The 12,472-nt window shown below is 71.9% G+C and carries 15 protein-coding genes; 11 read left to right on the forward strand and 4 right to left on the reverse strand.

All coding sequences use genetic code 11. The features are described from left to right. Positions 1 to 117: 117 nt before the first annotated feature. A complete protein-coding gene (locus tag FHS13_RS14895; RefSeq protein ID WP_246405296.1) occupies positions 118 to 1,698 on the reverse strand; it encodes an NCS1 family nucleobase:cation symporter-1 in 1,581 nt (526 codons plus the stop codon). A 173-nt stretch (positions 1,699 to 1,871) separates the two neighbouring features. Beyond that, positions 1,872 to 2,432: a hypothetical protein gene (locus FHS13_RS14900; RefSeq protein ID WP_184292486.1), complete on the reverse strand. Its 561-nt coding sequence runs from the start codon at positions 2,430 to 2,432 to the stop codon at positions 1,872 to 1,874. Positions 2,433 to 2,513: 81 nt separating this feature from the next. Here FHS13_RS14900 and FHS13_RS14905 point away from each other — a divergent pair, with 81 nt between their 5' ends. Continuing rightward, positions 2,514 to 2,969, forward strand: a complete 456-nt coding sequence (locus FHS13_RS14905) for a flavodoxin family protein (RefSeq protein ID WP_184292487.1) — start codon at positions 2,514 to 2,516, stop codon at positions 2,967 to 2,969. Between the two features lie 63 nt (positions 2,970 to 3,032). On the opposite strand, the gene FHS13_RS14910 is transcribed toward FHS13_RS14905, so the two are convergent. Next, complete coding sequence (locus FHS13_RS14910) at positions 3,033 to 3,821, reverse strand: DUF4352 domain-containing protein (protein ID WP_184292488.1); 789 nt, start codon at positions 3,819 to 3,821, stop codon at positions 3,033 to 3,035. Between the two features lie 164 nt (positions 3,822 to 3,985). Between FHS13_RS14910 and FHS13_RS14915 the strand changes: the two genes are divergently transcribed. The 9 genes from FHS13_RS14915 to FHS13_RS14955 all read left to right on the forward strand — a co-directional run bounded on the left by FHS13_RS14915 (position 3,986) and on the right by FHS13_RS14955 (position 10,044). Further along, on the forward strand, positions 3,986 to 4,270 hold the full coding sequence (locus FHS13_RS14915) for a hypothetical protein (protein ID WP_184292548.1): 285 nt from the start codon (positions 3,986 to 3,988) through the stop codon (positions 4,268 to 4,270). A gap of 364 nt (positions 4,271 to 4,634) precedes the next feature. Further along, positions 4,635 to 4,997 (forward strand): hypothetical protein, encoded by a 363-nt coding sequence (locus tag FHS13_RS14920; protein ID WP_184292489.1) that lies wholly within the window; start codon positions 4,635 to 4,637, stop codon positions 4,995 to 4,997. After that, entirely contained in the window at positions 4,990 to 5,415 is a 426-nt protein-coding gene (locus FHS13_RS14925) for a hypothetical protein (protein WP_184292490.1), read from the forward strand. The genes FHS13_RS14920 and FHS13_RS14925 overlap by 8 nt, the downstream gene beginning before the upstream one ends. A 27-nt stretch (positions 5,416 to 5,442) precedes the next feature. Further along, positions 5,443 to 6,318 (forward strand): sulfurtransferase, encoded by an 876-nt coding sequence (locus FHS13_RS14930; RefSeq protein WP_184292491.1) that lies wholly within the window; start codon positions 5,443 to 5,445, stop codon positions 6,316 to 6,318. Between the two features lie 190 nt (positions 6,319 to 6,508). Next, a complete protein-coding gene (locus FHS13_RS14935; protein WP_184292492.1) occupies positions 6,509 to 7,105 on the forward strand; it encodes a DUF4178 domain-containing protein in 597 nt (198 codons plus the stop codon). 6 nt (positions 7,106 to 7,111) lie between these two features. Next, complete coding sequence (locus tag FHS13_RS14940) at positions 7,112 to 7,642, forward strand: DUF2617 family protein (RefSeq protein WP_184292493.1); 531 nt, start codon at positions 7,112 to 7,114, stop codon at positions 7,640 to 7,642. Continuing rightward, positions 7,639 to 7,908, forward strand: coding sequence for a hypothetical protein (locus FHS13_RS14945; RefSeq protein WP_184292494.1), 270 nt, complete (start codon positions 7,639 to 7,641; stop codon positions 7,906 to 7,908). The genes FHS13_RS14940 and FHS13_RS14945 overlap by 4 nt, the downstream gene beginning before the upstream one ends. Positions 7,909 to 7,976: 68 nt before the next feature. Continuing rightward, on the forward strand, positions 7,977 to 8,405 hold the full coding sequence (locus FHS13_RS14950) for a DUF350 domain-containing protein (protein ID WP_184292495.1): 429 nt from the start codon (positions 7,977 to 7,979) through the stop codon (positions 8,403 to 8,405). A 61-nt stretch (positions 8,406 to 8,466) separates the two neighbouring features. Beyond that, positions 8,467 to 10,044 (forward strand): polyamine aminopropyltransferase, encoded by a 1,578-nt coding sequence (locus FHS13_RS14955; protein ID WP_281388798.1) that lies wholly within the window; start codon positions 8,467 to 8,469, stop codon positions 10,042 to 10,044. 201 nt (positions 10,045 to 10,245) lie between these two features. Here FHS13_RS14955 and FHS13_RS14960 read toward each other — a convergent pair whose 3' ends face one another. Continuing rightward, on the reverse strand, positions 10,246 to 11,208 hold the full coding sequence (locus tag FHS13_RS14960; RefSeq protein ID WP_184292496.1) for a TIGR03557 family F420-dependent LLM class oxidoreductase: 963 nt from the start codon (positions 11,206 to 11,208) through the stop codon (positions 10,246 to 10,248). Positions 11,209 to 11,481: 273 nt separating this feature from the next. Here FHS13_RS14960 and FHS13_RS14965 point away from each other — a divergent pair, with 273 nt between their 5' ends. Beyond that, positions 11,482 to 11,928 carry an excalibur calcium-binding domain-containing protein gene (locus FHS13_RS14965; RefSeq protein ID WP_184292497.1) on the forward strand — a complete coding sequence of 149 codons (447 nt, stop codon included), beginning with the start codon at positions 11,482 to 11,484 and terminating at the stop codon, positions 11,926 to 11,928. Positions 11,929 to 12,472 lie beyond the last annotated feature (544 nt).

Genomic DNA, 12,472 nt, shown 5'->3' on the forward strand with positions numbered 1-12,472 from the left:
CCGCTCCTCGGTTTCTGCGTGCGATCTGCTGAAGAGGCTGCGGGACAACCCCGGTCCTCGGACACGGACGAAGACCCCGCACCGGCACGGCGCGGGGTCCTCGGGCGGGGGCGCGGATCAGGCCGCCGCGGTCTCCTTCTCGTTCCGCCGGCTGTCCTCGGCGTCACCGCCGGGGACGGGAGCGGGGAAGAGCATGCTCAGGCCCCAGTGCAGGACCAGGGCGCTGACCAGGCCCACGACCCACCCGTAGTCGGCCAGCGGGGCCAGGAACGGGACGAGGCCCTCGGACGGGAACGGCCCCGAGCCCTCGGGGGAGTGCGAACCGCCCACGGCCAGCAGCGAGCCGACGGCGAAAGCGGTCAGGGCGCGCCAGTTCCAGCCGCCCGCGTACCAGTACGCGCCGCCGCGCCGGTACAGGCCGGGCAGGTCGAGGCGGGTGCGACGCACCAGCCAGTAGTCGGCGAGCAGGATGCCCGCCACGGTGCCGAGAAGACCGCCCACGGTGCCCAGCCAGGTGAAGATGTAGACGTTCTCGTTCTCCAGCAGCTTCCACGGGAAGATGAGCAGGCTGAGGACGCAGGTGATGAGCGCCCCGGTGCGGAAGCTGATCCACCTCGGCTTGAGGTTCGCCAGGTCGTAGGCGGGGCCGACCAGGTTCGCGGCGATGTTGGTGGAGACCGCGGCCAGCAGCACGACGAAGACCGCGAACAGCAGGCCGAGACCGCTGCCCATCTGCGCGACGACGTCGACCGGGTTCCACAGCGGCTCGCCGTAGACGGCCGCGGTGCCGGCCGTGACCATGACCGCCAGCAGTGAGAAGAGGGTCATCGTCGTGGGCAGGCCCAAGGTCTGGCCGACCATCTGTGCGCGCTGGGAGGAGGCGAACCGCGTGAAGTCGCTGATGTTGAGGGTCAGCGTGGCCCAGTAGCCGATGACGCCCATCAGCGACGGGAAGAACAGGGCCCAGAAGGACGGCCCCCAGTCCATACCCTCGGGGTTCCCGGCGAGCATGACGCCCAGACCCCCCGCCTCGGCGGCCATCCACACGAGCAGGGCCAGGCCGCCCGCGACCATCAGCGGGGCCGACCACACCTGGAGCTTGCGCACACCCTCCATGCCCCACAGGATGAGGAGGACCTGCGCCGCCCAGAACAGGCCGAAGGACAGCCACAGCGTCCACGGGTTGCCGCCCACCTCGGCGGCGTCCAGCCACCTCTCCCCGGCCAGGCGGCCGAGGAGGACGTACACGCCCTGTCCGCCGACCCAGGTCTGGATGCCGAACCAGCCGCAGGCGACCGCGCCGCGCAGCAGGGCAGGCAGGTTGGCGCCGCGCAGACCGAACGAGGCGCGTGCGAACACGGGGAACGGGATGCCGTACTTGGCGCCGGCATGGCCGGTGAGCACCATCGGCACGAGCACGATCAGGTTGCCCAGGACGACGGCGAGCATCGCCTGGCGCCAGTCCATCCCGGCGGCGATCAGACCGCTGGCCAGGGTCCAGGCCGGGATGCTCACCGACATGCTGACCCACAGGGCCGAGAAGCTGCCGGTGCCCCAGGTGCGCCGGGAGAGCGGTACCGGCTGGAGGTCGGTGTTGACAAAGGGGCTCTCGGGCATCGCGGTGCCCTCGGCCAGGGAGACCCGTCCGTCGGCATGGGCGAGGACGGCCGGTTCCCGGGAAGGTGGAGCTTGGGTCAAGACACACCCTGTTCTTCGCTGGTGCGGGGGATCCGTACACGGACACGGCACTGGGCCCGCGGACGTTGGAACCGGGGAGGGCACCGGAAAAATCCGGACCGCCTCCGGGCCGGGGAACATCTTGGCATGCGGCCGACCCGCTCCCCGCCGCAGGATCGGGCTCCGGGCGGGGGTCAGTGCGTGAGGGACACCACGGTCTCGCCGCCGCCCCGCCGGCGGGCGCTCAGCCCGATGTGGGAGATCTCCTCCGCGGAGGGGACGTCGAAGGCGACGGTGGTCCGCACGGCGCGGCCGTTCGCGGGCAGGGTCACCCACATCGGTCCTCCCAGGCGCCCCGTGGCCTCGGGGTCCTCCTCCACCGGCACCCCCGCGTGTGTGTACACGTGCTGCTCGTCCCGCCAGAACTGCTGGTCGGGGCCCGTTCCGGCTACGTCCAGGTGCACCACGAGGAACTCGCCCCCGGGGACCAGGCCGTCGATCCGCGACAGCACCTCGGTGCGGGCGACCCTGAAGTACATGCCCTCGTGCGACACGGTGTCACCCGGTCCGGGGACCTCCCCGGCGGTCCGGGCGTCGCCGTCCTCGCGGCGGTCGAGGGCGAGAAAGGTCAGCAGGGTGAGCACGAGTCCGACGGCGAGCAGCCCCGCGCAGCCCAGCCCCGTGTACAGCCAGGGCGACCGCCTGCCCCCGGTGCCGCGGGGCCCCGGGTCCTCCGGTCCGTGCGCTCGCTCCATGGTCGTGCCCGGCCTCCTCCCGGTTCCCAGTGTGCGTCCGGGAGAGGGGGCTCCCCGGTCACCACGCCGTACTGTGGGGCCATGGCACGTCTTCTCATCGTCCACCACACGGTGTCCCCGGCGACCCAGGAGCTGCTGGAGGCCGTCCTGGAGGGGGCGCGGACCGACGAGGTCGAGGGGGTGGAGGTCCTCGCCAGGCCCGCCCTGGCGGCCTCGGTGCACGACGCGCTCACCGCCGACGCCGTCGTGCTCGGCACCCCGGCCAACATCGGCTACATGTCGGGTGCCCTCAAACACTGGTTCGACGGTGTGTACTACCCCTGCCTGTCGGCCGGGCGGACGGTGCCCTGGTCCCTGTACGTCCACGGCAACAGCGACACCTCCGGTGCGGTGCGCGCGGTGGAGTCGATCGCCAAGGGCATGGGGTGGCGGCGCCACCGTCCGCCGGTCACCGTCGTCGGGGACCCCGGCGCCGAGGACCGCGAGGCGTGCTGGGAACTGGGAGCGGTCTCCGCACTGGCGGCCCTGGGGGAATGAGAGAGGCGCCCCCGCCGGAGGCGGGAGCGCCTGTCGCCCAGCGGGCTCCGGACACGGAGCGCCTTACTGCACCTGGGTGACGATGGGGTCCTTCATGCCGAAGCTCGGGTCGTAGCGGACCTCGGTGACGACGACCTCGCCGACCGCCGCGACCTGGCCGCTGACGCTGTCGCCGGGGGCGAGGCTGCCGGTCTCGAAGTGCGTCATGTCGGCGAAGAGGCTGGCGCCCCAGTCGTTGGTCTCGGTGCCGTCGTCGAGGACCACGGTGAAGTAGAGGGGGTTCATGTCGAGCGCCTCGTCGGAGTTGTTGGTGATCGTGACGTCGACGACGGTGTAGACGGAGTCCGGCTCGAGGACGTCTCCGGTCGTGCCGGCGCGGGTTGCGGTCATGGAGACCTCGCCCTCGGCCGCGGGCGCCTCGGCGCCGCCCCCGCCGCCGGCCCCCTCCTCCGCGGCGCCGGTCTCACCACTGCTCTGGGAAGCGGTGTCGGTCTCGTCCCCGCCCGAGGCGAGGGCGATGATGCCGAAGACGAGGAGCACCACGAGGACGAGGCCGAAGCAGCCGCCGATACCGATGCCGACCTTGGTGCCCGTGGACATGCCCTGCTTGGGGGGCTGCCCTCCGGGAGGGGGGCCGTAGGCGCCGGGGTAGGCCTCGTAACCGCCTGCCCCGTACGGCGGCTGCCCACCGGGCGGGTTCCCGTACGGGGGCTGTCCGCCGGGCGGGTTCCCGTACGGGGACGGGGCTCCGTAGGGCGGCTGTCCGCCGGGCGGGTTCCCGTACGGGGGCTGGCCTCCGGAAGGGCCTCCGTACGGGGGCTGGGGGCCGGAGGGGTCGTTGGGATAGGCCATGAGGTGCTCCGGTCTCGTGCTCGAGGGCGCGGGGGGTGCGCAGGTGCCGTGCACCCACACGTAGGGCTCACAGGAAGATATCGGACAGGGCCCTGCCCGGGGGAGCCCCTCCGCCGCCGACCGTTCCGTCCGGGACCCGTCCTTGGTACTTTGTGCCTGTGCCCATGGACTACCACCCCACTCCCACCGAAGTCGTGGCGTCCTGGATCCCGCACGACGCGCGGTGGCACGAGGCGGCGCGGTCGGCGGCCGCGATCGGTGTGGACACCGTCCGGCGCTATGTCTGCGGTCTGATCCTCGACCACCGCGACGGGGACAGGGAGCTCACCGACGAGTACGACCTGAGGTCCATCGAGGCCCTGACCGAGGACCTCGGCGCGGGCGGCCTGGCCGCGGTCGAGTGGAGCAGGGTCCGAGACGCCCTGCTACTCCCCCTGGAGGCCAGGTAGGGGTGCGGGTGCCTCGGGGAAGCACTCGGGGCAGTCCTCGCCGCAGGGGTAGCTGGTCATCGACATGGACCGGCAGCGAACGCAGGTTCTGCGCCTCCCCCCGGGAGGGTCGTGCCGCCACATGTGGTGGCCCGCCCGGCAGATCCCCGAGGGCGCCATCGTGTTCTCGTCGGGCGCTGCGCTCATGAGAGGCACCGTAGCCCACGCGACCCGGGCATCGGAAGAGCGCCCCGCCCGGGAACCGGGGCCGGCCACCGGAGGAACGTCCTGGCCCCGGGCCGGGGACAGCCGGGTGCCCAGGTCGTACTACCTTGTGTAGTAGAGGACTGCCGGTGCGGCGGAGAACGGGACGAGCGGAGGCGGCGTGGTCGACTGGCTGACCATGACGATTCAGATGGTGTCGCTGGCGATGGCCGGGTGGTGCCTGGTGTCGACCTTCCGGGACCGGCCCATGCTCGTGCCCCACCTGGTCGGCATGGGGATCCTGTGGCTCCTGGTGATCGGCCAGGCTGTCGCCACCGGTATCACCATGGCGGGCGGCGACCGCCCCGCCGAGACGGCCATGTTCGTCTCCTACCTGGCCACCGTCGTCCTCCTGCCCCCCGCCTGCGCGGTGTGGGGCTTCATGGAGCGCACCAAGTGGGGACCGGCCGTGATCGCCTTCGCGTGCCTGATCCTCCCTGTCCTGTTCGTCCGCCTCGAGCAGCTCTGGAACCCCGTTGTCTGACACAGCCGCACCCACCACCGCCAAGGACCTGCGCACGGGACCGGGGCGGCTCCTCGTCGCCGTGTACGGCGTGTTCGCCCTCGCCGCGACCGCCCGCGGCACCTACCAGCTCGCCACCGGGTTCGAGGAGGCCCCGCTCGCCTACCTCCTGTCGGTGTTCGCCGGAGCGGTCTACCTCGTCGCCGCCGTCGGCCTCGCCCGCGCGGGGCGCACCTCGCGCCGGGTGGCCCTCGTCTCGTGCACCGTCGAGATGGTCGGCGTGCTCGTCGTGGGCGCCGCGAGCCTCTTCCTCCCCGAGGTCTTCCCCGAGGACACGGTGTGGTCGGGCTTCGGCAGCGGCTACTTCTTCGTCCCGCTGGTCCTGCCGGCTCTCGGGCTGTGGTGGATCCTGAGAATCCACCGCCTCGACCAGGGGTGATGCGGACCGCCTGGTTAGGCTGAGGGCATGACGGAACCCTTGCCCCTGCCTGTCGCGGTGTCCTCGGACTGGCTCCTGGCCCACCGCGACGACGTGTCCGTGGTCGACTCCCGGTGGTACATGGACGGCCGTTCCGGGCGCGAAGCCTATCTCGCCGGCCACATCCCGGGGGCGGTGTTCGCCGACGTGGACACCGACCTCGCCGCCCCGGCCTCTCCCGAGGGCGGGCGCCACCCGCTGCCCTCGGCCGCCGACTTCGCCCGGACCCTGGGACGCCTGGGCATCGGGGACCGGGCCAGGGTGGTCGTGTACGACGACGCGGGCGGTTCGGTCGCGGCGCGGCTCGTGTGGATGCTCCGCGTCCTGGGCACCCCCGCCGCGTTCCTCGACGGCGGCCTGCAGACCTGGGCCGGCGAGCTGGAGGAGGGCGAGCACACACCCCCGGCGGTGCACCGGACCCCGCAGCACTGGCCGGCCGACCGGATCGTGCACACCGGCACCGTCCTGGCCGGGACGTCCGACCCCCGGCAGCTGATCCTCGACGCACGTGCCCGCGGCCGCTACACCGGGGAGCAGCCGGCGCCCGTCGACGCCCGGCCCGGCCACGTCCCCGGGGCGCGCAGCGCCGAGTGGACCGGCAACCTCGGCCCCGACGGCCTGCTCGCCTCTCCCGAGGCCCTGCGCGAGCGCTTCGCCGCCCTGGGCGCCGACGGTACGCGGACCGTCACCGTCTACTGCGGCTCGGGGGTGACCGCCTGCCACGACCTGCTCGCCCTGGAGCACGCGGGTCATTCCGGTGCCCGCCTCTACCCGGGTTCCTGGAGCCTGTGGGGAGGCGACGACTCCCTGCCCGTGGAGACGGGCGATCCGTACGCGGGGGCAGGCGGTCCGCACGCGCCGTGACGTGCGCGCGGTGGTGCGAAAAAAAGATCTGAGTACCGGTTTCGCCCTGGGGCGGCCGTTTTTGGACATAAAGGGAACCTGGTGTTCGTTTCCTGCGTCTGACCAGCTTGTAGGATTGCCCGGCCCGAGGACAATGACGGACAACAAGGGCTTACGGGGCTGTCCCGAAGCGAATTGAGGAACACTGTCCATGGATATTCTGCTCCTGGTGGTCATCGCCGCCGCCGTCGTGGTCGGTGTGGTGGTCTACCTCCAGCGGTCGAAGAAGAGCACCCCCGCACCGCCGCCGCCCGCCGCGCCCCGCGACCCCTTCGCGGACACCGCCGACAGCACCGCCGGCGACCCCCGCACCCTCAAGGCCGGTGACATGGTCGACTGGGGGGTCGAGCGCACCTGGATCCGCGGCAGCCTGCGCCTGTCCGAGGGCGGCTACACCTGGTCCGAGCACTTCCTCGAGGTGGAGGGCGGCAAGCGCTGGCTCTCGGTCGAGGAGGACCCCGACATCGAGATCGCCCTGTGGACCGGCCGCCCCGACCTGGACCTGACCCCGCACGGCAAGAGCATCGAGCTGGAGGGGACCACCTACCGGCTCGAGGAGAAGGGCAGCGGCTCCTACCGCTCCGAGGGCACCACCGGCCTCAAGTCCCAGGGCGGGTTCGACTACGCCGACTACGAGTCCGCCGACGGCAAGCTCCTGGCCTTCGAGCGCTTCGACCACGGCTCCTGGGAGGTCAGCACCGGGACCAAGGTCGAGCCCGGCACCTTCACCATCTACCCCGGGAGCTGAAGGGCGATGCTCACGAGCATCAGCGCCCCCTTCGTCGACACCAGCGCCTCCGACCTGGTGTGGACGCTCGGCCATCCCCTGGTCGAGCCTCTGGCCGTCCGCACGGTCCGCCACGCCGGCGCCCGGATCGAGCTCCGGGTGCTCGGCGCCTCCCACCAGGTGCTGGTGCAGGCACCGGGCGGCGAACTGCTGGAGACGGTCGCGTGCCTGCCAGGGGTCGAGGGCGGACTTCCGGGCGGGGCCGAGCGGCCGCTGCCGGGGGCCGGCTCCTACCGCTTCTCCTCGGAGGTCGAGCACCTGTCCCGCGCCGAGCTCGCCCGGCGGGTGGAGCGGATCCGCCGCGAGGCCGACGACCGGCCCCACGCCCTGCTCGCCTCCTTCCCCGGCGACGAGCTCGCCGTCACCGGGCTGCACCTGCTGCCCGGCCGCGGCTCCCTCCGCTGGCGCACCTGGCACGCCTATCCGCAGAGCGGTGAGTTGGTGACGACCGCTTCCACAGTGACCGCACCCCCCACGTCAGAGAGAACCGCGCCATGAAGTCACACAACTCCTTCTCCGGCGACGAGGAGAACAAGAAGAAGCTGATCACGGTGATCGTCGTCATCGGGGTGATCCTGCTGCTCCTGATACTGCTCAGCTCCTGCGACGACGACAACAACTCCGGCTCCGGAGGGGGCGGGTTCTTCTTCATCGGCGGAACCAGCACCAGCAACAACTACTACGGCGGCGGCAGCGGCAGCAGCAGGTACAACGACGGCAGCGGCAGCAGCTACCGCGGCGGCGGCAGCGGCTTCGGCAAGTAGGCCCCTGCCGGCAGCCCCCGCGGCACCGAGAAACCCGACCGGAAATCCCCCGACCAGCGGACAGGACCATGAACGAGATCCTCTTCAACGCACTCGCCACACTCGCCTACGGGGGTGTGGGCACCCTCATCCTCGTGGTGGGCTACCTGCTCATCGACCTCCTCACCCCCGGTAAGCTGCACAAGCTGATCTGGGAGGAGCGCAACACCAACGCGGTGATCCTGGTGTCGGCCAACACACTGGGCGCCGCCATCGTCATCACCTCCGCGATCCTCGCCAGCGAGTCCGAGATGGGGCTGGGCGCGGGCCTGATCTCCACCGCCGTCTACGGCCTGATCGGCCTGGGCGTCATGGCGCTGTCGTTCCTGGTCATCGACCTCCTCATCCCGGCCAAGATCGCCCACATGATCAGCGACAGCGAGCCGCACCCCGCCACCTGGGTGAGCGCCAGCGCGCACGTGGCGATCGCCCTGGTCCTGGCCGCGGCGCTCACCTGAACCCGGACCCGGCGACAAGGCCCCCTGACCCCGGCCACCCCACTCCACGAAGGCACACGCGTTGACCGAGCAGACCGCGAAGAGCACCGACCGCAGCCGAACCGGCCTCCCGGTTCCGCCGCGCATGGCCAGGTTCCTCGTCCTGACCGCGGTGTTCCTCTGCGCGGCCTGCGGTCTGGTGTACGAGCTGGCCCTGGTCGCGATCGGCAGCTACCTGCTGGGCGACACCATCACCCAGGCCTCGATCGTGCTGTCGGTGATGGTGTTCGCCATGGGCGTGGGGTCGCTGCTGTCCAAGCGGTTCACCGGGAGCGCGGCGGTCGCCTTCGCCGTGATCGAGGGGCTGCTCTCCCTCGTCGGCGGTCTGTCGGTGCTGCTGCTCTACGGGGCCTTCGCCTGGCTGTCGGCGTACGGGTTCGCGCTGGTCCTGCTGGCCTTCGCCATCGGGGTGCTCATCGGCATGGAGATCCCGCTGCTGATGACACTCATCCAGCGCATCCGCAGGCAGGAGGCCTCCGAGGCGGTCGCCGACCTGTTCGCCGCCGACTACGTGGGCGGGCTCATCGGCGGCCTGGCGTTCCCCTTCCTGCTGCTGCCGCTGCTGGGCCTGCCCAAGGGCGTGCTGATGGTGGGCGCCCTCAACGCCGTCGTGGGCGTCGCCGTGGTGCTGTGGCTGTTCCGGGGGGAGCTCGCCCGCGGTGTGCAGGTCTTCCTGGGCGCGGGCCTGGTGGGCGTCCTCACCGTGCTGGGCCTGGCCTTCGCCTACGCCGACCAGTTCGAGGTCGACGCCCGCCAGGCCCTGTACCGCGACCCGATCGTGCACGCCGAGCGCTCCGAGTACCAGGAGATCGTGCTCACCCGGTCGCTCGACGGGCAGGACGTCCGGCTCTTCCTCAACGGTGACCTGCAGTTCTCGACCCTCGACGAGTACCGCTACCACGAGTCGCTCGTGCACCCGGCGATGGCGGGCCCGCGCGAGGACGTGCTGGTGCTGGGCGGCGGTGACGGGCTCGCCCTGCGCGAGATCCTCGCCTACGACGACGTCGCCTCGGTCACCCTGGTGGACCTGGACCCGGCCGTCGTCGAACTGGCCTCCACCGAACCGGTGATCGAGGAGCTGAACGAGGGATCCTTCGAGGACCCGCGGCTGGAGGTGGTCCACACGGACGCGTTCCAGTGGCTGCGCGAGAACACGGAGGAGTTCGACGTGGTCGTCGCCGACCTCCCCGACGGCCAGGACGTGGGCACGTCCAAGCTCTACTCGGTCGAGTTCTACTCGCTGATCCGGCACGCCATGGCGGACGGGGGCCGCGTGGTGGTGCAGGCCGGCTCGCCGTTCTTCGCCCCCGAGGCCTACTGGAGCGTGGGCCACTCGCTGGAGGCGGCCGACCTGGCCGCCACCCCCTACAACGTGGACGTCCCCTCGTTCGGGAACTGGGGCTTCTACCTGGCGGCGGCCGACACCGCCCCCGAGCTGGAGGTCCCCGAGGACGCGCCGCCGCTGCGGTTCCTGGACGAGGCCCTCCTGGAGGCGGCGCAGGTGTTCCCGAGGGACCGCCGCGACGAGGGTGTCCAGGAGTCCACCCTCATGCACCCCCGCGTGATCGAGTACCACAAGGGTGCCTGGAAGGGCTACTGAGGCCGCGCTCCGGCCCGGGACCGGGCCGGAGCGCAGGCACCGCGCAGCCTGGAAACAGGGCCGATGGGCGGCCGCGCGGTGGCACACGGGGGCGGAACCCATCGTGGCCCGGCCCCCGGCCGTCCGGCGCGCCGCCGTGCCGCCCCGGACGGGGCGCGGGACAAACCCTTGCCGGACCTTTGCCGCTGCGGTGCGGATCTCTCAGGAACGCAGCTCCGCCAGGGGCCCGGACAGGTGCTCGGCGTAGTAGTCGAGGAAGGTGTCCGGGTCGGCGCCCGCGTTGAGCAGGGCGAGGTGGTCGAAGCCCGCGTCGGCGAAGGTGCGCACCTGCGCCAGGTGGGTCTCGGGGTCGGGGCCGGCCGAGACCATGTCGGCCATGTCCTCGGGCCTGACCGTCGCGGTGGCCGCCTCGAAGTTGACCGGGTTGGGCAGCTCCGACATGACCTTCCATCCCAGAGCTCCGAAGCGGAAGCCCTGGTGCGCGTTGCGCAGCGCCGTCTCGGTGTCGGGCCCCACGGCCAGGGGGACCTCGTTGTAGCGCGGCCCGCTGCCGCCCGCCCGCGTGTAGGCGTCCACGACCTCCTTCTCGGGCGCGTTGGCGAACAGGCCGTCGCCCAGTTCCGCGGCGAGCTCCGCGGACCGGCCGCCGCTCGCGGCCACGATGATCTGGGGCGGGGTCTCGGGCAGGTCGAACACCCGGGCGTCGTCCAGGTCCAGGTACTGGCCCTCGAACGAGTGGTAGCCCCCGCTCCACAGCATGCGGATGATCTGCAGGGCCTCGTGCAGCATCTCGTGCCGCGTCGAGACGGAGGGCCAGCCGTGCCCGGTGACGTGCTCGTTGAGCCGCTCGCCGCTGCCGATGCCGAGGAAGTGCCGCCCCTCGGACAGCAGCGCCGTGGTCGCCGACGCCTGCGCGACGATCGCGGGGTGGCAGCGCACGGTCGGGCAGGTCACCCCGGTGCCGAGCCGGATCCTCTCGGTGCGCTCGGCGATCGATGCCAGCACCGACCACACGAAGGGGGAGTGGCCCTGGCTCTCCAGCCAGGGGTGGTAGTGGTCGCTGACCTCGACGAAGTCGAACCCGAGCTCCTCCGCCCGCACCGCCTGGCGCACCAGTTCGCGCGGCCCGTAGGCCTCGGCCATCAGCTTCAACCCGATCTTCACGGTGTGCTCCCCCTTCGTGCGTCCTCGCAGCTCGTGCCCCCTACCCGGAGCCGGCGCCCCGAACACCCCGCCCGCTCCTGCGGGGCCGGTGCCCGCGGCGGCGGGCCCGGAGGCATCTCTGCCGTCGCGCAGGTGCAAATCCGTCACATTGGCCAAAGTGCTGACATGTCTTCACTTGGGTGATTAGCCTTGCCCTGTCGCAGGTACGCCGCGTCCCTGCGCCCATCCCCTGGCCGGCTCCCGCTCCGCCGCCCGTACACGTTGGAGCAACCCATGACTGCGCCCCCGTCCACGCCCATGACCGGCGCCCAGAAGTTCGGCATCGGATGCCTCGGCTGCTTCGGAGCCTTGCTGTTCACCGTAATGATCGGCTCCTGCGCGACCGCTCTGGCCGGAGGTGGGAACGGCGGCGCCGCACCGGAGCCCGCCGCCGTCACCGCCACGGTGAGCGAGACGGTGACGGCGACGGAGACGGTCGAGGAGGAGGTGGAGATCGAGGTGGAGGTGACGGCGACGGAGACCGTCACGGCGACCGAGACCGTGACCGAACGCCCCGAGAGCGGAGGCGGGGGCGGTGGAGGAGGCGGGGGTGGCGGGGGTTCGGCCTACTACCAGAACTGCGACGCCGCGCGCGCGGCCGGAGCCGCCCCCGTGTACCTCGGCGACCCCGGATACGGTCGGCACCTGGACCGCGACGGTGACGGGGTCGGGTGCGAGTAGCGGCTCAGCCGGGCCAGGCGAAGACCTCGGCGCGGGCCTCGGTGAGATGGGCGTCCGCACGGTCGTGCTGGGCCACGCGGACGCCCACCCAGCGGCCGGGGCCGGCAGTCCTTGCCAGGTGTGGCCGAAGCGGCCCTTCCCGCGGACCTGCACCCTGCTGTCCACGGCGCACTCGCGGAAGACCCTCCCCGACGACTCGAACTCCACCGCGCGCAGCTGCACCTCGCAGCGGGGAGTGAGGCCGGTCAGGACCACCCCCACCGACAGCAGGTAGAGGGCGCCGTGCGGATGGCTGTCGTCGACCAGCTCCCGGAGCTCGGCGACGCCGTCGTCGCGGCGGTCGAACACGATGTCGTACCACCGGCCCGGTTCCAGGGCCGTCGGTGTGTCCTTCGCGAAGCCGTGGTACTCGGGCATGGCGTCGTCCTCGGGTCGGTGTGCGCCGGCAACGCCAGCATCTGCCGCGTACCGACGGCGTTCAACCACCGGGGAGGACGTGTCCGGCCGGTCCCCGGGGCGGGGAGGGCACGTGTGCGGCACGATG

Origin of the sequence: Nocardiopsis algeriensis, from assembly GCF_014203695.1 — a bacterium.
GTDB lineage: Bacteria > Actinomycetota > Actinomycetes > Streptosporangiales > Streptosporangiaceae > Nocardiopsis > Nocardiopsis algeriensis.